This window comes from Shewanella sp. MF05913, assembly GCF_059758095.1.
Map to the genome: position 1 here is coordinate 60,696 of NZ_JCAYNT010000002.1, position 23,140 is coordinate 83,835.

Consider the following 23,140-nt stretch of genomic DNA (forward strand, 5'->3'; position numbering starts at 1 on the left):
CTGTCTACTCCCAGATAATTACTTAGCGTGCTGACGGTATTGTTCAATAAGCTCGATGAAATGATCGAACAGTGGCGCGGCATCATTTGGGCCAGGGCTTGCTTCAGGGTGACCCTGGAAGCTAAACGCAGGCTTATCGGTTAAATGAATACCTTGAAGTGAACCATCAAATAACGATTTGTGAGTGACCTTAATGTTAGCAGGTAATGTGGTTTCATCTGCAGCAAAACCATGGTTTTGACTGGTGATCATCACGTTGCCCTTTTCAATGTTGCTCACTGGATGGTTTGCACCATGGTGACCAAATTTCATTTTTAAGGTTTTCGCACCTGAAGCTAACGCTAATAATTGGTGACCTAAACAGATACCAAAAACGGGTACCTCAGTTTTTAGGATTTCTTGAATCGCAGTGATGGCATAATCACATGGTTCAGGATCGCCTGGACCATTTGATAAAAAGACCCCATCAGGGTTCATTGCAAGTACGTCTGCGGCAGACGTTTTCGCCGGAACAACGGTCACATCGCAACCACGGTCAACCAGCATGCGCAAAATATTACGTTTTACGCCATAGTCATAAGCCACAACTTTATATTTAAGTTCAGACGCTGGCGTATCAGACGGTAAACCACCGACTAATTTCCAGCTACCGTTACGCCATTGATAGGCTTTGTCGGTAGTCACTTCTTTTGCTAAGTCCATGCCCTTTAGGCCTGGGAAGGCTTTAGCGGCCGCCAATGCTTTCGCTTCATCTAGGTCACCCACCATAATACAACCGGCTTGAGCACCTTTTTCACGCAAAATTCGAGTTAGTTTGCGAGTATCTATATCGGCAATACCTACAACATTATTCGCTTTTAAATAATCGCTTAATGATTGTGTATTGCGGAAATTACTCGCCATAAGCGGTAAGTCACGAATGATTAAGCCACATGCATGAACCGAATCAGATTCTGTGTCTTCTTCATTGGTACCAGTGTTACCGATGTGAGGATAGGTTAATGTTACTATTTGGCGTGAATATGAAGGATCCGTAAGAATCTCTTGATAACCTGTCATTGAAGTATTAAATACCACTTCACCAACAGACATACCGGTAGCACCAATTGATGTGCCAGAGAATACGGTTCCGTCTTCGAGTACGAGTAAGGCAGACTGTGTCAACGCGACCTCCAGAAAAGAGCCAAGCCACTGAAATTAAGTGTTTTTGTTTTTAACTAAAATACCAATTTTCGTTAAATTACGAAATTTTGACAAATTCTAGCGATTGTATAAGAAATTAGCATTTACGTCTATATTTTGTCGGATTGTTTTCAAAAAAAAACACCAGAAATAGGTGTTTTTTAAGGTTAATGCAATCCAAGAACTTGCTGCATGTCGTAAAGACCAGCATCTTGATCTGAGAGCCAAAAAGCCGCTCTCATCGCCCCATTAGCAAAAGTCATCCGACTCGATGCTTTATGGGTTATTTCTAGCCGTTCGCCTATATCTGCGAAGATTGCGGTATGTTCACCCACAATATCACCAGCACGAACAGTCGCAAAACCTATGGTATTACGGTCACGTTCACCTGTAATACCTTCACGGCCATAAACAGCACATTCTTCTAAATCACGGCCTAATACTTCAGCAATAACCTCGCCCATTTTTAATGCTGTACCTGACGGTGCATCTTTTTTATGACGATGATGCGCTTCGATTATTTCGATATCCGTATAATCACCCATCACTTGTGTAGCCAGTGCGAGCAACTTCCACATCACGTTAACGCCGACCGACATATTCGGTGCAAGTACCACTGGCACTTGTTCAGAATATGCATTAATTTGCTCTTTTTGAGCATGATTAAAACCGGTAGTACCAATAACAATGGCTTTGCGATTTTTAGCACACCAATCGATATGGACAATAGATGATTCAGGAGAAGTAAAATCAATCAGCACGTCAAAGTCGTTAACAACCAAATCAAGTGAATCAGTGATCGCGACATTCATCGTCCCTACACCAGCCAGTTCACCAGCATCAACACCTAACAAGCTTGAACCCGTGCGATCAATAGCAGCACCAAGCACAATAAGCTCTTGCTGTTTAGCTGATTCAATCAGTGTACGGCCCATACGGCCACTGGCACCCACAACAGCAATTCTCACTTTAGCAGTCATAAACTTCTCCCAGTGTTGAATGAAAAATGGCTTATACAAAAACGCCTAAGTTAACTTAGGCGTTTTAACGTATTAGATAATGTCTAACAACTCAACTTCGAAAACCAAAGCCGAGTAAGGCGGGATTGAAGCACCCGCGCCACGCTCACCGTAAGCCAAGTGATGTGGTACATATAATTTAAGCTTAGTGCCAACAGGCATTAACTGTAGCGCTTCAGTCCAACCGGCAATAACACCCGATACTGGGAACTCAGCAGGTTGACCACGAGTCACTGAACTGTCGAATACGTCACCGTTAAGGAATGTACCGTGGTAATGAGTACGTACAGTTGACTCATAGGTTGGCTTTTCGCCATCACCTTGTACTAATACTTCATATTGAAGACCAGACTCAGTCACGGTTACGCCATCACGCTTTGCGTTTTCAGCTAAAAATGCATCGCCTTCAGCAGTCGCCGCTGCAGAAGCCGCTTCTTGTGCTTCTTGTAAACGACGGCTGATTTCAGTAAAGGCCACTTGTAACTCTTCCATTGTTACTTGGCTTTCTGTACCGGCAAATGCATCAGCAAGACCAGCTTGAACAGCAGGGATATCAATACCTTCAAAAGAGTTTGCTGCTAGTTGCTCGCCCATTTGACGACCTACACCGTAGCTTGCATGCTGTTCCATAGTGCTGAACAAATCTGACATAATAAAGTTTCTCTCAATAATTCATTAAAAATTCGCACAAGAGTTTATCACAATAATCTACTCCCATGTTGGCAAAAAGTGCTATTTAACTTGAGCAATTTTACACTCAGTCAAAGACTGTTTTCTTGCCTGTGTATAAAGTGGCATCACTTGATTTTGAGCCGCTTGTAAGTCTTCAATACGATGGCTGTGAGATGGGTGAGTTGAAAGTAACTCTGGGCCTTGCGCTCCACCCGCCTTGGCCATGTTTTGCCATAAACTAATACTCTGGGCAGGGTTAAAGCCAGCTTTGGCCATTAACTCTAAGCCAACGATATCGGCTTCTGATTCTTGATTACGGCCAAAAGGTAAAATAATACCCACATTTGCCCCTAATCCTAGTGCGGCCATATATAAATCTTTATTGGCTACGCCCGACACACCAATAGCAGCGTCGGCCACTTGCATCCCTAAACCTGTTAGTTGTGCCCGTGATACCTGCTCGTTACCATGCTGGGCTAATACGTGCGCAACTTCATGGCCCATAACGGTTGCGAGTTGTTCTTGATTACTCGCCACCTTGAGTAACCCTGTGTACACACCAATATGGCCACCCGGCAAAGCAAATGCATTGACTTGGTCTGATTCAAACAACACCACATCCCATTGTTGAGATTGATCAGGCAGTACCGCAACGATACGTTTTGCAACGCAATTAACGTAGTCTGTTTGGGCTTTATTTTGGCTGATTTTCTCGCTTTGTTTCATCGTATCAAACGACTGAGCCCCCATCTGTTGCATTTGTGCATCAGAAAACAGTAATGTCTGTCCACGTCCGGTCGGTGATTGGTTATTCACACACCCCGCCAATAAAACGGATACTAATAAGGTTAGTGCAAGTGGTTTCATGGTATCGTCCTTTAACATGTATTGAGCCAAACTCAATCCGTAATTCAGTTATTTTATACTATTACCAATGGCGATTACATCACGGTAATAAACGCGAAAACCTACTATCGTGCTGGTTTACGTTTGCTAAAATCACTTTTGCTGTGTTTGCTCGCCGTACGACGATTGGCTTGTTTATCGCGTGGCGCTCGCTTGCTGTTATCACTCACAGGTTTATCTGTCACAGTAAAACCGGCGAGTTCATTTAAAGGTAATAATAGGGCTGTTAATGCTCTTATCGCTTCTAGGTAATCCATTTCTGCATGGCTCACTAACGATAACGCAACACCACTAAGCCCTGCTCTCGCTGTACGCCCTATACGATGCACGTAAACAGCAGCTTGCGCTGGCAATGTCATATTAATCACGACAGGTAGCGCATCAATATGAATACCACGCGCGAGCACGTCGGTAGCCACTAACACATTAAGTTGTTTATTTTTGAACAAGGCTAATGTTTGGCTACGCTGCGTTTGTTCTTTATCGCCGTGCAGTGCGTCCGCAGTAATTCCGGCCTTGAGTAGTTTTTTACATAAGCCATCGGCTTCATCTTTGGCATTCACAAACACCAAGACTTGTTGCCAATTATTTAGTGTAATTAACTGTATTAACGCTTGAGCTTTACTGCCTTTATTAACGTGATAAACCGTCTGAGCAATATCATCGACTGCACTGTTAAGTACCTGAGCTTCAATACGCACACTCTTTTTTGACAATAATTGCTCGGCTAACTCATTTAATGCAGCAGGCATGGTGGCCGAAAACAATAATCGCTGCCCAGCAGGCATCGCTGTAATGATGGCATTAATGTCATGAATAAAGCCCATATCCAGTAACCTGTCGGCTTCATCGAGTACCATACTGTGCACTTTGCTACACGGAATAACACCTTGTTGTATTAACGCTAGTAACCGCCCAGGGGTGGCCACAATCACATGAGCAGGCGCGCTTAATCGCTCAAGTTGCAATTCAATCGCTTCACCGCCGCACACTATATCAACCTGTAAATTTAATGCGTGGGCTAATGGGGTTAAGTCTTGCATAACTTGTGCAGCAAGCTCTCTGGTTGGAACCACGACCACAGCAGATAAACCTGAAATACCTTGCTGACTAATATGCTGCAAAATAGGTAAACCATATGCATAGGTTTTACCACTGCCTGTTTGGGCTAATGCCAACACATCTTGCCCTGCCAATATGGCAGGGATAGCTAATTGTTGAATACGACTTGGTTCAGTAATACTGCTAGGTAAGGCTTTCAATAACGCAGCGCTGAGTGTGAATTGAGAAAATAACATTGATAACGCCTAATAATAACAAACCTAAGAGTACCCATTGTACACGCCAATAAAAAAGGCTGCTTACCAAAGTAAACAGCCTTTAACATGGTCGCTAAGAGTTCGCGATTAACTGTTTAAGTCTTGAAAGAACTTTTTTACGCCATCAAAAAAACCTTCAGCTTTTGGACTGTGTTTTTTTGATTCGCCCGTTAACGTCGCTTCAAACTCACGCAATAACTCTTTTTGTTTTTCATTCAAGTTAACCGGAGTTTCCATCACCACTTTACACAGCAAGTCACCTACTGCATGGCTGCGGACCGACTTAACGCCTTTTCCGCGTAAACGGAACATACGCCCAGTTTGAGTTTCTGTTGGAATTTTAAGGCTCACTTTACCGTCAAGTGTTGGCACTTCAATCTCGCCACCTAACGCCGCTTTACTGAATGAAATTGGCACTTCACAGTATAAGTTGTTGGCATCACGGGTAAAGATTGCGTGTTCACGCACACTGACTTGAACGTATAAATCGCCCGGTGGTGCACCAAACTCGCCCGCTTCACCTTCGCCGGTCAAACGGATACGGTCACCAGTATCAACCCCAGCAGGGATCTTAACTGACAAGGTTTTGCTCTTTTCAACACGGCCTTCGCCATGACACTTGCCACATGGGTCTTTGATAATTTTACCGCGACCATGACAAGTAGGACAGGCTTGCTGTACTGCAAAAAAGCCCTGACGCATTTGTACTTGGCCTTGGCCATGACATGTACCACAAGTGGTCGCCGAACTGCCTTTTTTAGCACCGCTGCCATCACACAGATCACACGCGGCCAATGTTGGAATACGTAACTCTTTAGTTAAGCCACGTACGGCTTCTTCTAAAGACAACTCTAAGTTGTAACGTAAATCGCTGCCGCGCGCAGCTTGACGTTGTCCGCCACCACGGCGTCCACCACCAAAGATGTCACCGAATACATCACCAAAGATATCGCCGAAATCACCTTGACCACCGCCGTGTCCACCACGGTTAGGATCAACGCCAGCGTGACCAAATTGGTCATAAGCTGCTTTCTTGTCGCTGTCGGTTAAAATTTCGTACGCTTCTTTAATTTCTTTAAAGCTGGCTTCAGCGGCTTTGTCACCCGGATTACGGTCTGGGTGAAACTTCATCGCTAAGCGCTTGTACGCTTTTTTAATTTCGCGTTCACTGGTGTCACGTCCAACACCGAGAACTTCGTAATAATCACGCTTTGACATAGTGTTCTGTTTCTCGAAGGTGTGAGTAAATTGTTAAATTCAATTTATACAAACGGGCGTGTGAGGATAGCCTCAACGCCCGCTTTAATGGTAACTAACTGAAATTGTTAATTACTTTTTGTCGTCTTTAACTTCTTCGAACTCAGCATCAACAACATCATCAGCAGGTTTTGATTGACCAGCATCTTGTGCTTGGCCATCTGCGCCGCCTTGAGCTTGCGCTTTAGCTTGAGCAATTTCCATTAACTTAGCAGATGCTTCGATAAGTGCCTGAGTTGCTGTGTCCATTGCTTCTTTATCTTTGCCTTTGATGGCCGTTTCTAGCTCAGCAATAGCCGCTTCAATCTTTTCTTTTTCGTCGCTTGCTAAATCGTCGCCCGCTTCTTCAACTTGCTTCTTAGTTGCGTGTACTAAGCCATCAGCTTGGTTACGTGCTTTAACTAACTCTTCAAACTTCGCATCTTCGTCAGCGTGAGCTTCAGCGTCACGTACCATTTGTTCTACTTCTTCGTCTGATAGACCAGAGTTAGCTTTAATGGTGATGTTTTGCGCTTTACCGGTTTTCTTATCGGTTGCAGATACTTTTAAGATACCGTCTGCGTCGATGTCGAAAGCCACTTCAATTTGTGGTTGACCACGTGGTGCTGGCTCAATACCGTCTAGGTTAAATTGACCTAGAGATTTGTTGTAGCTAGCTTGCTTACGCTCACCTTGAAGTACGTGAATCGTTACTGCATTTTGATTGTCATCAGCGGTAGAGAACGTTTGGCTCGCTTTAGTCGGGATAGTGGTGTTCTTCTCGATAAGCTTAGTCATTACGCTACCCATGGTTTCGATACCAAATGATAACGGTGTAACGTCAAGTAGTAATACGTCTTTCACTTCACCAGAAAGTACGCCAGCTTGAATGGCTGCGCCTACTGCAACAGCTTCATCTGGGTTAACGTCTTTACGAGGCTCTTTGCCGAAGAAGTTTGTTACCGCTTCTTGTACTTTAGGCATACGAGTCTGGCCACCCACTAAAATCACTTCGTTGATGTCAGTGACTTTTAGATCAGCATCAGCAAGTGCAACTTTTAGTGGCTCTAATGTACGTTGAATTAAATCTTCAACCAATGACTCTAACTTAGCACGAGTAATTTTAACCACTAAGTGCTTAGGACCTGTTGCATCAGCAGTGATGTAAGGCAAGTTAACTTCAGTGTGGTTAGTGCTTGAAAGTTCGATTTTTGCTTTTTCAGCCGCTTCTTTCAAACGTTGCATTGCTAAAGGATCTTTACGAAGATCTAAGCCCTGGTCTTTTTTGAATTCATCAGCTAAATAGTTGATCATACGGTTGTCGAAGTCTTCGCCACCTAAGTGAGTGTCACCATTGGTTGCTAATACTTCAAATGTTTGGTCGCCATCATTGCTGTCGATTTCGATGATAGAGATATCGAATGTACCACCACCTAAATCGTATACTGCAACAATGTTGTCGCCTTGCTTCTTATCGATACCGTATGCTAACGCAGCCGCTGTTGGCTCGTTGATAATACGCTTAACATCAAGACCTGCGATACGGCCAGCATCTTTCGTTGCTTGACGCTGTGAATCGTTAAAGTATGCAGGAACAGTAATTACCGCTTCTGTTACTTCTTCACCTAAAAAGTCTTCTGCCGTCTTTTTCATCTTTTTCAAGATCTCAGCAGACACTTGTGGTGGCGCCATTTTGTTACCACGAGATTCAACCCATGCATCGCCATTATCTGCTGCGATAATTTTGAATGGCATGATGTTTACATCGCGCTGAACTTCGTCATCTTTAAAACGACGACCGATTAAACGCTTAATAGCAAAGAATGTGTTTGCAGGGTTAGTCACTGCTTGACGCTTTGCTGGTTGGCCAACAATCGTTTCGTCATCGGTATATGCGATGATTGAAGGCGTTGTACGGTCGCCCTCTGCGTTTTCAATTACGCGTGCTTTGCCGCCATCAAGGACAGCCACACAAGAGTTTGTCGTGCCTAAGTCGATACCAATAATTTTGCCCATGGGGTCCTCCAGAATTGACGCTATTACGTCACAAATATGTTATTTGATGTTGATATGGGGATGAACTACGTATTTTTCAACCTTTTGGTTGGTAAATTTGCGGTTCACATTTAGCCACTCATATCAGCCTTGATACCTATATTGGGACAGCAAAATGAATTACAAGGGTATTGATAAAAAATTTATGCCATTTTGCTTATATATCGAGAAATCTATTACCGTAAGCATTATGAGTATCGTATAGCCTCGACCAAAGGCTTTCAGCATCGATTTAGTTTTCACGCAAAATGAATTTTAGGGACTTATACAGCTAAATGTTTGATAAAAAACGGTATCAGAGTTATAACAAGATGTAGGAAAAAAAAGATCAAGCGCAAGAAGAGGATATGCGGCAATGGGACTGCCAAGATGGAATTTTAGTGACAAGACTGAACGACAAATAAGAATTGTTATCTTAACGATTGTTGGCCTGATCATGGCCTATGAAAAGTGCTATGGCGTTTCTAGCACCCAATACCCTGCAATGTATTTATGTGTATTTGCCCTCATCGCAACTTATATGACCAATAAGGTACAACGCCGCTTTTTTACTTATGTGATGGAGTACGCTCAAGCGTTTCGTATTGTGGCAATGCTAATGACTTGTGCTTTTTTCATCATTTGGTTATTAACGACCTATGAGCGTTTTACCCTCCCAGCCACACCTAGCCACCTTATTTACAACTTATAAGCAGCCATTGACACCATAAAATATGAGAGCGCTAAACAGCGCTCTTATATTATGGGTTAATTACGTTTTATGGCCTGCTAGTGTAATCGCCCCAGGCCAGCCACTTATAAGTGGTTAACGCATCGAGCGCCATCGGGCCACGAGCATGTAACTTTTGCGTACTCACCGCGACTTCTGCACCTAAACCAAATTGAGAACCATCGGTAAAACGAGTACTTGCATTGACATAGACGGCAGCAGAATCAACTTGATTCATGAAATGCGCTGCGGCATGAATATCGTCAGTTAAAATCGCCTCAGAGTGACCACTCGAATACTGCCTAATGTGCTCAACAGCTGCGTCGATATCGTGCACCACTCTTATGCCTAAGGTTAGCGATAACCACTCAGTTGAAAAAGATTCATCGTGGGCCGGTGTCACATCAAAACCTAAGCCCTCTAAATACGGTAATGCATGAGCACAAGCGTGAAAACGCACGCCTAGCGAATGAAGATGCGATGCAATATTAGGGATGAATTCTGCAGCAATACGTTGATGAACTAATAAAGTATCCAATGCATTACATACGGTAGGACGTTGCACTTTTGCGTTGGCGATAACATCAATCGCCCGCACTAAGTCGGCCTGTTTATCGACAAACAAATGACAAATACCAATGCCGCCTAGAATAACCGGGATACTCGACTGCTCGGCACATAAACGCTGCAAGTTTTGCCCGCCACGAGGAATAATCATGTCGACGTATTTATCTAAGCGCAGTAAACCGCTAACAATGCTTCTGTCGGGCGAGTCAATGAGCTGTACTGCATCTTGGGGTAATTTTTGGTTGACTAACGCAGAGCGGATAACGTCACTTAATACTTTATTTGATGTGAGCGTTTCTTTACCACCGCGTAAAATAACAGCATTACCGGTTTTAAGCGCTAGCACTGCAATGTCGACGGTAACATTTGGCCGAGCTTCGTAAATAACCCCAACCACACCTAATGGCACACTACGACGTGTTAACCGTAAGCCGTTATCAAGCACGCGACTTTCAGCTTCATTTCCAACGGGGTCGGCAAGTGCTATCACGTTATCAATATCAGCAATAATGCCCGCTAAACGGCCTTCATCAAGCATTAACCGGTCGATCATCGCCTCGGTTAAACCATTACGTTTCGCATTGGCAACATCTTGCGCGTTAGCGTGTAATATTTGCTCTTTATGCTCGCCCAACTGATGGGCTATTTCGGTTAACAAAGCCGATTTTTGCTTGGCCGATAATGCCGCTAACGTAAAACTAGCGGTTTTAGCGCGCTGGCCAAGTTGGGTTAAATATTCTGTTTCTGTGGCAGACATATGCTTATCCTTAATTATCGAGTACAACCATATCATTACGATGAATGATGGCATCTCCGTAGTCATAACCTAGCAAAGGCTCAATATCATTTGAGTGCTTGCCACTAATTTTAGTTAAATCGTTAGCACAGTATCGGCTTATTCCTTTGGCCAATACTTTTCCTTTTTGATCAACGATTAACAAGGTTGCTCCACGTTCAAACTTACCTTCTACTGCGATGATCCCTTTGGACAATAAACTACGCCCATTTGCCACAACCGCAACTGAAGCGCCCGCATCAATAATCAACTTACCTTGAGTGGCCGGCCCCGCTAAAATCCACTGTTTACGGCTTTCTAACGGATTTTCGATAGCACTAAAATGCGTACCAACAGTTTCACGGGCAGCAACTTTGGCAATCACATCTGGGTGATGACCAGACGCAATCACCACTTCGATACCCGCACGGCGAGCAATATCGGCCGCTTCAAGTTTTGTCGCCATACCACCCGTGCCTAAACCCGATACTGAACCGCCAGCTAACAAACGCAAACTGTCATCAATATTGGCCACTTGCTTAATCAATTGTGCATCAGGATTCGTGCGAGGATCGGCATCAAACAAGCCTTTTTGATCGGTCAATAAAATCAGTAAATCAGCATCACATAGCAAGGCTGCACGTGCCGATAAGTTATCGTTATCACCAACTTTAATTTCATTGGTCGCCACGGCATCATTTTCATTAATAATCGGGATGATATTGTGAGCTAATAACGCATTTAACGTATCACGCGCATTAAGGTAGCGTTCACGGTCTTGCAGATCTGCACGGGTCAGTAATAATTGCCCCACATGCAAACCGTAAATACTAAACAGTTGTGACCAGGCTAAAATCAACTGACTTTGGCCTACTGCGGCCAGTAATTGCTTATTGGCCATGGTGTCGGGGAATACCGGGTATTGAAGGTGTTCACGCCCAGCAGCTATCGCACCTGAAGTACACAATACCACCTCTACGCCTGCACGCATTAACATGGCCATTTGCCTTGCTAATTCTACCATATGCGCCTTATCGAGCTTTTTACTGCCCGATGTCAGCACACTCGTTCCCAACTTCACCACCACACGCCGATAACCCATGACTTCACTCAGTTAACTAAAAAACTCGAATTATTTTTATACCCAATAAAATGAATAATTCATAGTGAAAGCCGCTAATACAGGGCATTTTTTATTTTTAAGTCATAAAAAAGGGGCCAAAGGCCCCTTAAGTTAATTGTGATGCCATAAGCTGACAACATAATGCTATTAATGGTGAGATTAGCTGTAAGCAAATTTAACCATAAATAATGCCGCAACGACTAAAATGCCAGAGTTCAAATCTTTAAAGCGACCGGTCAACAATTTAATCACCGCGTAAGAGATAAAACCTAAGCCAATGGCATTAGCGATAGAAAATGTTAATGGCATAAGTAGACATGTCACGACAACAGGCGCCGCTTCGGTTAAATCTTCCCATTCCACGTTAACTAAACCCGACATCATTAAAATAGCAACGTAAAACAATGTTCCAGCCGTAGCATAAGCTGGCACCATACCCGCTAAAGGCGAAATAAATAATGCCGCAATAAACAGCAACCCGACAATAACAGCGGTTAAACCCGTTCGCCCGCCAGCACTCACGCCTGCAGTACTTTCAATGTAACTGGTGGTGGTTGATGTACCTAATGCAGCACCAGCAATGGTTGCCACACTGTCTGCCGTTAACGCACGTTTAACCCGTGGTAAACGACCTTTTTCATCGAGTAGACCACCACGTTGAGCCACCGCCACTAACGTACCAGAGGTATCAAATAGGTCGACAAATAAGAAGGCGAAAATAACCGACAACATGCTCACTTCAAGCACGCTAGACAAGTCCATTTTCATAAAAGTCGGCGCAATCGACGGCGGTAATGAAACCAATCCGTTATATTGCACATCGCCAAACAACAAACCTAATACCGTCACAATTAAAATGCTGAAGATAACCGCTGCTTTTAAGCCGCGTTGTACCATCGCAATAATCAAGAAAAACCCTAATGCCGCCATCATCGCAGGGAATGACGTAATGTCTCCCATTGTCACTAATGTCGCAGGACTTGCAACTACAATACCGGCACTTTTAAGACCAATAAGCGCTAAAAATAATCCAATACCTGCAGCAATACCAAAACGTAATGACATCGGGATACTATTAACAATCCACTCACGGATTTTCACCAGCGATAGAATTAAAAAACACACGCCAGACATAAACACCGCACCTAATGCAGTTTCCCAGCTATAGCCCATCTCACCGACGACGGTGTAAGTAAAAAAGGCATTCAACCCCATACCAGGCGCCAACGCAATAGGGTAATTTGCTAACAACCCCATCACCAAACAACCCACTGCAGCGGCTAAACAAGTGGCAACAAATACTGCGCCGTGATCCATTCCGGCGTCAGCTAACATCATTGGGTTTACAAAAATAATGTAAGCCATGGTTAAAAATGTCGTTAGGCCTGCAATCGCTTCTTGCTTCAGGTTGGTGTTGTGCTCTTTTAATTTAAACAGTTTTTCTAACATGGAACAGGGTTCCTTGGGTAAGGGTTAAAATATAGGTAATTGTTTTAGTATCATTAGGTAGGGTTTAGCCGACTTACTTAGCCGTGACTAAAATCATAAAACTAGCGTCATTAGTGCTGACTAACTTTATAAGATGTGGATTATAAGTTCTTACAGGCGTGATAGCTATAATTGGCCATTTTGTTGAAAGATTACAGTGTTTTATATAGCGGACTAAACTCGTGAGGTAAATTGCAGACAAAAAAAAGCCTACTCTGAAGAGTAGGCAGACATGTTACAAGCATCCCATATGGGGAAAGGAAAGCTAGCACCACTTAACGTGATGTGGCGATAAATTAATTAATTTACCACCTTGTCTAAAACCGTCAAACGCGACGAACAAAAGGTTGATGGATATTAAAGCTACTTTAAGAGGGTCAATTCTTAAAATTTCATGGCGAAAATACCGCCACGTAAAACTGATACGTCAGCAAACCAAGTGTTTTGCCAATAAATTTTGCCGTTACCTGTATAAGACATGGTCTTCTCCTGAATAAAGTTAAGTTGTATAAACCTAGTAAAGCTTGGCTCGGTTCCTTGGAACGTACATTTCTCAAATCCGTTGAGACAACTTGTCACTCAGATCCCTGGAGGCTATATCCATCCTGGATTAACTAGAGCCGATAAGCACACTGCTTGTCGACGAAAAGAATTATACAAAACTGTAATTTAATTACAAGTATTATTTGCTTTAATTCACAAAAACTTCATTAAAAGTGATTTAATTACAAATAAACCGTATTAAAACTATGTATAACTATTGTTAACCCAATGTAACAAACTAATTTTAATCAATAAAAGCAGCGAATTACACTGACAATTGTTACATTTTAGCAAACTGTAATAAAGCAACCAAAGGGTTCGCAGTGGGCTTACCGTAAAGAGGATCGCCCTCAACGGCACTGCCTGCGATATCAATGTGAGTAAATGCCAGCGATGTTTGCAGTAAACCAGACGCTTTTAACAAGAAAGCTGCAGGATATTGATGACCGCGTGCGGTAATCGATGACGGACCATTATTTGAAGACACCACATCGGCCGCTCCATTTTTGTCTGCGATTTTATCAAAGTCTTCTGGGCGCAAGCGCGACACCTCAAATGGCTCTCCCCACTGCTCGCCCACATCGGCTAATAATGTTGCTACGCCTTGTTGTTTAGCCACACTATTTTCAACTAACGCGGTGTAACCACCATAGGCCCTCACCACATGACCAGTTAGCGTTGCGACCGAAAATAATTGTGGATTAATAGCCTGTTGGGCTTGAATACGTAAATGCGACAATAAATCGGCAAGCACTAAACGCCCTTCTGCATCGGTATTACCTATCCTAACTCGCACACCTGCATGGCTAGTGATAATTTCGTCAGTGACAAAGGCATCACTGCCGATACTATTTCTAACTAATCCGAGCTCAGCGACCACTTTGATGCCCTTGGGTTTAAGAATAGATAATGCTTTCATTAACCCGGCAACAGCGGCGGCACCACCTTTATCACGGCTCATGCCAGCCATAGAGCCAGCCACTTTTATGTCTGCGCCCCCCGTATCATATACAACCCCTTTACCGGCAAAGAATAAGGTTTTTGTAATGGTACCCTCGCCGACATATTCTAGTTTCACCACCCGAGGATGATGACGCTCAATACCCAATGAGCTTCGACCAACAGCGCTTAACAGTGGATAGTCACTTTTTAATTGCTCAAGCTGATCAATCACCGACACCGCGAGACCACTGCCAGCAAAAGCGTCGACACAGTATTGCGCAAAGCCAATGGCAGACATACGCTCAGGATCGGTACCGCAAAGATCACGTGCTAACACTCGCCCAGATTCTGCGGCATTGACTAACAGGCTATAAGAGTTGCTATTGAGTAAACCAATGGCTTTAAAACTGGGTACTAACGCTTGGGCTTCACGTGCTTCTAATGGTTGCCATAACTCTTGGCCACATGCCAGTGCCGCAATTTGCTGTGCATATTGATAACGTTTATCACCCACAGCAGGCACAACAAGTAATGGCTTAATCGCGCCCGCAGCTTTTGCAATAGCAATACCTTCACGCGCTGCTTTAGCAAATACACGCACATCGTTATAAGAGTTATCGGCATCTGCAACTGGCGAGATAATTAAACGCCCTCCTGCTAAGCCTGGCGCGAACAGTAAAGTAGCACTTTTGCCAACACGCATATCAATTTGGCTAGCATGGGCTGCCAATAAATTAATTTCATCTTGCTTAATATCAGCAAGGCTCGGCGCAATGACGACCACGGCATCCCAACCTTCACCTTCAAAAATGGCTTCGTCACTGGTGACATCAATAAAAGGCACTTGAAATGCTTGCGCAGTTTGATTTATTTGGGTCATAAATGTCCTTATTCAACAACAGAGTTGCTGGTTCATATTTATTTACAGATTTGTGGCCTAAACCTTGGCAAATTGATGTGGCAATATCAAGTAACGCCGCAGAATATGTTAAAATATTTGCAGCTATATGCCCAATTACCGGGTGATGTTCGATTTCAGCAAGAATTTACACGCGTTTAGGCAAGGCATTGATTGCGGGTAATGGTCGTTCCCTTTCCAAAATCAGCTAAATTAACAAAAGCCGCAGCATAAACGCCTGTAAAACTTGCCCTTTGGGAGTTTCACCGTGTCCCTTGATTTTTAAATCAAGGGCGTTGATGCGCTAATTTATAAGGTACTTACATTAACGCATCTAGTATTGAAAACACGGTGAAGCTCTGAAACATGCATCTTCTGGTTGATTGGGTATAACATCTGTCGTATTCGACTGAATTCTTCATAGAGGGCGTTTCGTGACTGCATTAACTCAATTATATCCTCAGCCTCTTTGGCAATGGTTTGAACAAATTTGCGCTATTCCACATCCTTCAAAACATGAGCAAGCGTTATCGCAACATATTCAACAATGGGCTAAAGCTCAAGGGCTTGCAGTTGTTGAAGATAAAGTCGGTAACTTAATTATTCGCAAGCCTGCCACCCCAGGTATGGAAAATTGCAAAATAGTGGTGCTACAAGCACACATTGATATGGTGCCGCAAAAGAATGCCGATAAAGTCCATAACTTTGAAACCGATCCAATCGAAGCTTATGTAGATGGAGATTGGGTTAAAGCCAGAGGCACGACATTAGGTTCAGACAATGGTATCGGTATGTCGTCTGCGCTAGCCGTTTTAGGCAGCAAAGACATTAAACATGGACCATTAGAAGTATTGCTAACCATTGATGAAGAAGCGGGCATGACAGGCGCTTTTGGTCTAGAAGCGGGTTACCTTGAGGCCGATATCCTCATCAATACCGACTCTGAACAAGAAGGCGAAATCTACATGGGTTGTGCCGGCGGCGTTGATGCACAAATCAGTGTGCCGATGTCTTGGCAAGCACCAGAGCAAAGTAATGCCAGTTTCTCAATGACCCTATCTGGCTTAAAAGGCGGCCACTCAGGGGTGAACATTCACCTTGGACGAGGTAATGCCAATAAATTGTTAGCTCGCTTTTTGTTTAAATACAGTGATGAGTTAGCCATTGAGCTGGTTAGTTTTACGGGTGGTTCACTGCGTAACGCCATTCCGCGCGAAGCCAATATGACCTTTATGTTACCAAGTGAGAATGTTGCTGCGCTTAAACAGGCAATAGAGTCTTTCCAAGCTTTGGTTCGTGAAGAGTTAGCCATTGCAGACCCAGGCATGTTACTGAGCCTCGCAGAAATTGCCACACCAACAAAAGTGATGGGCGAAGATGCGCAAAATACCTTAATCGATTTACTTCATGCTAGCCCCAATGGCGTTATCCGCATGAGCGATGAAGTTGAAGGCGTAACCGAAACCTCACTCAATATCGGCGTGATTAGCACTGAAGATGAAAGCGTTGAAATATTGTGCCTTATCCGTTCATTAATCGACTCTGGCCGAGAAGAAGTTACCGGTATGCTGACTGCATTAGCTAATCTTTCTGGCGCAAGTATTGATTTAAGCGGTGCTTACCCAGGTTGGAAGCCAGACACAAGCTCGCCAGTCATGGCCATCGTGCGTGAAACCTATAATGATATTTATAAGAAAGACCCAACCATCATGGTCATCCATGCCGGTCTTGAATGTGGTTTATTTAAAGAACCATATCCGCACATGGACATGGTTTCGATTGGCCCAACGATCCGTTATCCACACAGTCCAGATGAAATGGTTAACATCACGACTGTTGGCCAATACTGGGAATTGCTACTGGCGGTATTAGCTCGTATTCCTGCAAAAGATGCGTAATACGTTAACGAACTAATTCATCAAAAAATCAAAGGCGACTTTAAGTCGTCTTTTTTGTGCGTAACGGTAAAAAGGCAGGTTAAAATTGTAAATCGAGTTGGGTCAATTTATCTGCTAAATCATCTGATTGGCCTTGGACGATATCGGCTAAACCTACACTCACACCGATTAAGCGTATGCCACGGCCTTGGCTGCGTTGCAGAGCCTGTTTTAATAATTCGTGAAACATATTGACTGAAATAGCATCGCTACGATGCTCAATCGTAGTCTGCTTAAAATCATTAAATTTTAATTTAACCACTTGTTTATTGATCAGTCGGTCTTTCGCACTGCGATGTACCCGCGCACTTAATTCTTGAATAAGTTGCGGTAAGACTTGGTGGCATTGCTCTAGGGTAAATATGTCTTTGGCTAAGGTGGTTTCAACACCAACAGACTTACGCACTCTGTGTGGACTAATTTGCCGCGTATCAATGCCTTGAGCACGCTCAATAAGCACATGGCCAAACTTACCAAAGGCTTCAATCAGTTTCACTTTGGGGTATTGCTGCACATCAAAGCAAGTGACTAAGCCAATATCAGCAAGCTTTTGTGAAGTGACCTTACCGACCCCAGGAATTTTACTCAAAGGTAAGTCTTTAACAAAGTCGCTGATTTGATTTGGGGTTATCACATATTGACCATTCGGTTTATTTAAATCTGAGGCAATTTTGGCTAGGAACTTAATCGGTGCAACCCCCGCTGAAGCGGTTAATCCTGTGATGGCAAATATCTCATCGCGTATGGCGTTAGCAATTAAAGTCGCACTGCCTTTATGTTCGGTGCAATCAGTGACATCTAGGTAGGCCTCGTCTAACGACAATGGTTCAACTAAATCAGTATAACGATGGAAAATCTCACGGATCTGCAACGAAACTGACTTATATACATCCATTCGTCCCGGCACTAAAATTAACTGTGGGCACAATTGCAATGCGTGATAACTCGACATTGCACTTCGGACACCAAATTTACGCGCTTCATAACTGCAGGTACTTATCACACCGCGGCGATCACTTCTGCCACCGACAGCAATGGCTTTTCCTCGTAACTCAGGAAAATCGCGCATTTCGACCGCAGCAAAATAACAATCCATATCGATATGAATGATTTTACGCATTCTGTGACCATCAGTGATTAACTTAACGCCAATAATATCACTGTATATAAAAACAGTACACTATCATTATCTCAATCACGGAGACAAAAAAGCCCAAACTGAGTTGGGCTTCTTTAGCGTAGCGTGTTATTTAATAATGATTACATTTTAGTTTGTAAATAGTTCTGTAAACCAATGCGCTCAATAAGACCCAATTGCTTTTCTAACCAATACATATGATCAGATTCAGTATCATCGAGTAACACTTCTAAAATTTCACGGGTCTGATAATCTTTCTTTGCTTCACACAAGGCAATAACCTTACGTAAGTTATCAGCTACGTGATACTCGTAAGCTAAGTCATTTTTAAACATTTCTTGTACGTCTTTGCCAATATTCAACGCTTCACGGCTGCCGACATCAGGCGTGCCTTCTAAAAATAGAATACGTTGAACTAACTTTGCCGCATGCAACTTTTCGTCGTCTGACTCATGTAAGATACGGGTATATAATTCATTAAATCCCCAATCTTCATACATATGAGCATGAACAAAATACTGGTCCATTGCAGATAACTCGCCAGTTAACAGTAAATTTAGGGCGTCGATTACTTCAGGATTGCCTTTCATGATAATTCCTATTAGTCGTTAATTTGTGATTGAAGATAGTTTTGGATACCCGTTTGGCTAATCAGCTCTTGCTGAGACTCGATCCAATCTAGGTGCTCTTCTTCGTCTTCTAATAAATCTTCAAATAGATCACGGCTAACGTAATCTTGCTGAGTTTCACATACACTAATCGCTTCACGTAAAATAGCAATTTGCTCAGTCACTGCGTCTAAATCACAGCTAAGCATCTCTTGGGCATGCTCACCAATGCGCAATTTATCTAACTGCTGTAAATTAGGTAATCCTTCAAGAAACAAGACTCGCTCAATCAACTTGTCAGCATGCTTCATGTCTTCAATCGATTTTTTGTACTCTTTCTCATTCAGCTTTTCTAAACCCCAGTGCTTAAACATGCGCGCATGTAAAAAGTACTGGTTAATGGCTGTCAGTTCGCAAGTAAGTACACGATTGAGTTGACTGATGACTTTAGGATGACCTTTCATAGCAATGTCCCTTGATAAATAGTGTGATCTCGATCAATTTCATACAGGATAGAACACTGTAGATAAAAAGGCAAATTTTCCTTTATTTTCACCAGCTTACAATTGATAACCATTATCATTATAACTAAGTTTTGTAACACCACTGTGGTTAGCAACCCATAAAAAAAGCCTTCATAATGAAGGCTCTTTACATTGTAAGCTCTAAAATCAGAAGCGATACAATTTAAATAATTCTATTTTGGTTGAGCATATCTTTACGGTCTTGTTCTTTTTGCATACGAAGTTTACGCGCATCACAAGGGTTATCACAGTCACAGGCTTTCTCAATACCTAAAACACCTAATCCACCGCAACTGCCTTCTACCGCTTTTTTCTTCACGATATAGCCAACAGACATTAATAAGAAAAACAAAAGTAACACCACAAACGCAGCAATAAATGTGCTCATTACGAACTCCAATTAACTCAATCTAGCCTAATTCTGACCTAATCGTCAGCAATATAACCCTATTTTAGGTTACTTTACATATGCTTTAAACGCATCACTGTAATAGACCTTAAAACCTTGATCCTGCTTTTCAATCAGCATTATTGCTAAATTTTTCTCTTTAGCAAGTGCCAATGAAGCTTCGGTACCTAACACCATCATGGCGGTGGCATATCCATCTGCGGTCATACAACTAGAGTGTAGCACGGTTGCAGAGGCAAGTTTATGCTTAATAGGATATCCGTTACGAGGATCAATCAAATGTGAAAAACGTTCGCCGTCTTCTTCATAAAAGTTACGATAATCACCTGATGTTGCTAACGACATCGTCCCAGGTTCAATCACTTGCTGTACGGCCAGGCCTTCGTCAGTCGGTTGTTCAACCGCAATACGCCATGCTATGCCATCTGCTTTGGTACCTTTAACATTTAATTCGCCACCAATTTCAACTAAATAACCATTGGCTTCATACTTATCTAAAATCGAGGCAATTTTATCAACGCCAAAACCTTTGGCAATAGACGATAAATCGACATATAAACCGGTATTGTGTTTGGTTAGTGTGGTGCCATTGACTGCAAGCGCATTAATGCCCATTTTCGCTTTAGCTGCATCTATCTGTGTTTGGGTTGGTACTGAAGTGGGTCGCTTATCAGGTCCAAATCCCCACAAATTAACCACAGGTCCTAAAGTGATGTCTAACGCACCGCCGGTTTCTTGGTATAAGCGTATGCCTTCATTAATCACTTTAAGCGTATCAGCTGACACTTTAACACTCTGCTGCACTTGCAATTGATTAAACTTCGACAATTCGGAATCATTGCGATAAGTCGACATCTGGTCGTTAACCACCTCTAACGCCATGTCGATTTCGGCTTGCAACAGTTGCGCTTCTGGCAGATTATCGTTTGGCACAACTTTAATATGGTAAGTCGTCCCCATCGTGCTACCCGATAAGGCAATAACAGGCTCTGGTGTACTGCAAGCACTCACGCAAAAAAGCAATAAAGCGGTTAATAATAACTTGATAGCATTCACGGTCATTTCAAATTTACGCTGGTTAAATGAATAAAAAAAATTGCAGCCTGCAGACCTGTGTTTGACCACCCTGTCTGCATTGCTGCAATTTTCATGACTTACTTGTCAATGTAATGAGTTACCTCATTAGCCACCGAAATCATCGAGCAAGATGTTTTCGTCTTCAACGCCTAAGTCTTTTAGCATCCCAATCACGGCTGCGTTCATCATTGGAGGCCCACACATGTAGAACTCACAATCTTCTGGTGCATCGTGGTCACGTAAGTAGTTTTCGTACAATACGTTATGGATAAAGCCTGTGTAACCGGTCCAGTTATCTTCCGCTTGCGGATCAGATAATGCAACATGCCACTTAAAGTTATCATTTTCAGCCGCTAAGCCGTCAAAGTCTTCTACGTAGAACATCTCACGTTTAGAACGGGCACCGTACCAGAAGCTCATTTTACGTTTTGATTTAAGACGCTTTAATTGGTCAAAAATGTGTGAACGCATTGGCGCCATACCAGCACCACCACCAATAAAGATCATCTCTGCATCGGTATCTTTAGCGAAGAACTCACCAAATGGACCAGAAATTGTCACTTTATCGCCAGCTGTTAAGCTCCAAATGTACGAAGACATTTTACCACAAGGTAGGGTTAAGTTACGTGGCGGTGGCGTAGCGATACGCACGTTCAACATAATAATCCCAAACTCTTCTGGGTAGTTAGCCATTGAGTATGCACGGATAGTTTCTTCGTCAACTTTAGACTCTAACTTAAAGAAGCCAAAGTGTTCCCAGTCGCCACGGTATTTTTCAGGTACTTCAAACTCAGCATACTTAACATGGTGAGCGGGTGCTTCAATCTGAATATAACCACCAGCGCGGAAAGGCACAGATTCGCCATCAGGGATTTGTAGCTTAAGTTCTTTAATGAACGTCGCTTTGTTATCGTTAGAGATAACTTCACATTCCCATTTTTTGATGCCGAAGATCTCTTCGTCAAGTTCGATTTCCATATCAGATTTAACGTTAACCTGACAAGATAAACGACACCCTTGACGTGCTTCACCTTTACTAATGTGATCAAGCTCAGTTGGTAGAATATCGCCACCACCTGATTTAATGTGCACACGACACTGACCACATGAGCCACCTCCACCACACGCACTTGATACGAAAATACCATTGTCTGCTAATACGCCAAGTAACTTGCCGCCTGCACCTGTTTTAATTGCTTTATCTGTGTCGCCGTTGATACCAATGATGATATCACCGCTTGCTACTAATTTTGATTTAGCGAATAAAATCACTAATACCAATACTAATACAATCACAGTAAACATACTCACACCTAGATAAACATCTATTGGAGTAGATTCAAGAATACCCATTCACTTATCCTTAAAGGTTCAAATTAATGCGTCGTCTCAATGTTCTTCTTAAAGAGAAACACCAGAGAATGACATGAAACCTAGAGCCATAAGACCAGCAGTAACGAAGGTAATACCTAAGCCACGTAAGCCATTTGGCACGTCAGAATATTTCATCTTTTCGCGAATACCGGCTAGCAATACAATTGCTAATGCCCAACCAATACCAGAGCCGATACCAAATACCACGCTCTCGCCTAGGTTGTAATCACGTTCTACCATGAAAGACACTGCACCAAAAATCGCACAGTTCACGGTAATCAAAGGTAAGAAAATACCTAACGCGTTGTACAAAGGAGGGAAATATTTGTCTAACGCCATTTCCAAAATTTGCACAAGTGCTGCGATCACACCGATAAAGGTGATGAACTTCAAGAAGCTCAAATCAGCATCTGGAATACCGGCCCAAGCTAACGCGCCAGGAGCAAGTAAACCTTGATAAATAATTTGGTTAGCAGGAACCGAGATAGCCAATACCACGATAACTGCAACACCTAGGCCCATCGCAGTAGTCACTTTTTTAGACACAGCTAAGAAAGTACACATACCTAGGAAGAACGCTAGCGCCATGTTTTCAATGAAAACGGAGCGAATTAATAAACTAATATAATGTTCCATTGC

At 42.9% G+C, this 23,140-nt stretch carries 20 protein-coding genes; 2 read left to right on the forward strand and 18 right to left on the reverse strand.

Features of this window, described 5'->3' with window-relative positions; translation table 11 throughout:
• Window positions 1-18: 18 nt before the first annotated feature.
• The 7 genes from carA to dnaK form a co-directional block, all read right to left on the reverse strand.
• Window positions 19-1,176, reverse strand: coding sequence for a glutamine-hydrolyzing carbamoyl-phosphate synthase small subunit (carA, locus tag AC19MV_RS03685; protein WP_432399209.1), 1,158 nt, complete (start codon window positions 1,174-1,176; stop codon window positions 19-21).
• 173 nt (window positions 1,177-1,349) lie between these two features.
• Window positions 1,350-2,162 carry a 4-hydroxy-tetrahydrodipicolinate reductase gene (gene dapB / locus AC19MV_RS03690; RefSeq protein ID WP_432399043.1) on the reverse strand — a complete coding sequence of 271 codons (813 nt, stop codon included), beginning with the start codon at window positions 2,160-2,162 and terminating at the stop codon, window positions 1,350-1,352.
• A 72-nt stretch (window positions 2,163-2,234) separates the two neighbouring features.
• On the reverse strand, window positions 2,235-2,852 hold the full coding sequence (gene bamJ, locus AC19MV_RS03695; RefSeq protein ID WP_432399045.1) for a BamJ family beta-barrel-assembly machinery protein: 618 nt from the start codon (window positions 2,850-2,852) through the stop codon (window positions 2,235-2,237).
• Between the two features lie 81 nt (window positions 2,853-2,933).
• On the reverse strand, window positions 2,934-3,740 hold the full coding sequence (locus AC19MV_RS03700) for a M48 family metallopeptidase (protein WP_498305836.1): 807 nt from the start codon (window positions 3,738-3,740) through the stop codon (window positions 2,934-2,936).
• 104 nt (window positions 3,741-3,844) lie between these two features.
• The gene (locus AC19MV_RS03705; RefSeq protein WP_498305837.1) at window positions 3,845-5,077 is read right to left on the reverse strand and encodes a DEAD/DEAH box helicase; all 1,233 of its coding nucleotides are present in this window, start codon (window positions 5,075-5,077) and stop codon (window positions 3,845-3,847) included.
• Between the two features lie 108 nt (window positions 5,078-5,185).
• Window positions 5,186-6,316: a molecular chaperone DnaJ gene (gene dnaJ, locus AC19MV_RS03710; protein ID WP_160055296.1), complete on the reverse strand. Its 1,131-nt coding sequence runs from the start codon at window positions 6,314-6,316 to the stop codon at window positions 5,186-5,188.
• 111 nt (window positions 6,317-6,427) lie between these two features.
• Window positions 6,428-8,350: a molecular chaperone DnaK gene (gene dnaK / locus AC19MV_RS03715; protein ID WP_432399048.1), complete on the reverse strand. Its 1,923-nt coding sequence runs from the start codon at window positions 8,348-8,350 to the stop codon at window positions 6,428-6,430.
• A 394-nt stretch (window positions 8,351-8,744) separates the two neighbouring features.
• Here dnaK and AC19MV_RS03720 point away from each other — a divergent pair, with 394 nt between their 5' ends.
• Window positions 8,745-9,080: a hypothetical protein gene (locus tag AC19MV_RS03720; RefSeq protein WP_432399049.1), complete on the forward strand. Its 336-nt coding sequence runs from the start codon at window positions 8,745-8,747 to the stop codon at window positions 9,078-9,080.
• A 67-nt stretch (window positions 9,081-9,147) separates the two neighbouring features.
• On the opposite strand, the gene AC19MV_RS03725 is transcribed toward AC19MV_RS03720, so the two are convergent.
• The 4 genes from AC19MV_RS03725 to AC19MV_RS03740 all read right to left on the reverse strand — a co-directional run bounded on the left by AC19MV_RS03725 (window position 9,148) and on the right by AC19MV_RS03740 (window position 15,416).
• The gene (locus AC19MV_RS03725) at window positions 9,148-10,422 is read right to left on the reverse strand and encodes a glutamate-5-semialdehyde dehydrogenase (RefSeq protein ID WP_498305838.1); all 1,275 of its coding nucleotides are present in this window, start codon (window positions 10,420-10,422) and stop codon (window positions 9,148-9,150) included.
• Window positions 10,423-10,432: 10 nt separating this feature from the next.
• The gene (gene proB / locus AC19MV_RS03730) at window positions 10,433-11,542 is read right to left on the reverse strand and encodes a glutamate 5-kinase (RefSeq protein WP_498305839.1); all 1,110 of its coding nucleotides are present in this window, start codon (window positions 11,540-11,542) and stop codon (window positions 10,433-10,435) included.
• Between the two features lie 180 nt (window positions 11,543-11,722).
• Window positions 11,723-13,012, reverse strand: a complete 1,290-nt coding sequence (locus AC19MV_RS03735) for an NCS2 family permease (protein ID WP_432399052.1) — start codon at window positions 13,010-13,012, stop codon at window positions 11,723-11,725.
• A gap of 862 nt (window positions 13,013-13,874) precedes the next feature.
• Window positions 13,875-15,416, reverse strand: a complete 1,542-nt coding sequence (locus AC19MV_RS03740) for a M17 family metallopeptidase (RefSeq protein ID WP_498305840.1) — start codon at window positions 15,414-15,416, stop codon at window positions 13,875-13,877.
• A 452-nt stretch (window positions 15,417-15,868) separates the two neighbouring features.
• On the opposite strand from AC19MV_RS03740, the gene AC19MV_RS03745 reads away from it, so the two are divergent.
• The gene (locus AC19MV_RS03745) at window positions 15,869-17,332 is read left to right on the forward strand and encodes an aminoacyl-histidine dipeptidase (RefSeq protein WP_432399054.1); all 1,464 of its coding nucleotides are present in this window, start codon (window positions 15,869-15,871) and stop codon (window positions 17,330-17,332) included.
• 79 nt (window positions 17,333-17,411) lie between these two features.
• Here the strand turns inward: AC19MV_RS03745 and dinB are convergent, their stop codons facing one another.
• From dinB to nqrE, 7 genes are all read right to left on the reverse strand, one after another.
• Window positions 17,412-18,491 carry a DNA polymerase IV gene (gene dinB / locus AC19MV_RS03750; protein ID WP_498305841.1) on the reverse strand — a complete coding sequence of 360 codons (1,080 nt, stop codon included), beginning with the start codon at window positions 18,489-18,491 and terminating at the stop codon, window positions 17,412-17,414.
• 140 nt (window positions 18,492-18,631) lie between these two features.
• A complete protein-coding gene (gene bfr / locus AC19MV_RS03755; RefSeq protein WP_432399056.1) occupies window positions 18,632-19,099 on the reverse strand; it encodes a bacterioferritin in 468 nt (155 codons plus the stop codon).
• A gap of 11 nt (window positions 19,100-19,110) precedes the next feature.
• Window positions 19,111-19,581 carry a bacterioferritin gene (gene bfr, locus AC19MV_RS03760; RefSeq protein WP_498305842.1) on the reverse strand — a complete coding sequence of 157 codons (471 nt, stop codon included), beginning with the start codon at window positions 19,579-19,581 and terminating at the stop codon, window positions 19,111-19,113.
• A gap of 223 nt (window positions 19,582-19,804) precedes the next feature.
• The gene (gene nqrM / locus AC19MV_RS03765) at window positions 19,805-20,029 is read right to left on the reverse strand and encodes a (Na+)-NQR maturation NqrM (RefSeq protein ID WP_432399058.1); all 225 of its coding nucleotides are present in this window, start codon (window positions 20,027-20,029) and stop codon (window positions 19,805-19,807) included.
• A 69-nt stretch (window positions 20,030-20,098) separates the two neighbouring features.
• A complete protein-coding gene (locus AC19MV_RS03770) occupies window positions 20,099-21,112 on the reverse strand; it encodes an FAD:protein FMN transferase (RefSeq protein WP_498305843.1) in 1,014 nt (337 codons plus the stop codon).
• A gap of 120 nt (window positions 21,113-21,232) precedes the next feature.
• Window positions 21,233-22,480, reverse strand: a complete 1,248-nt coding sequence (nqrF, locus tag AC19MV_RS03775; RefSeq protein WP_188954155.1) for an NADH:ubiquinone reductase (Na(+)-transporting) subunit F — start codon at window positions 22,478-22,480, stop codon at window positions 21,233-21,235.
• Between the two features lie 48 nt (window positions 22,481-22,528).
• Complete coding sequence (nqrE, locus tag AC19MV_RS03780; RefSeq protein WP_188954153.1) at window positions 22,529-23,137, reverse strand: NADH:ubiquinone reductase (Na(+)-transporting) subunit E; 609 nt, start codon at window positions 23,135-23,137, stop codon at window positions 22,529-22,531.
• Window positions 23,138-23,140: the final 3 nt, after the last annotated feature.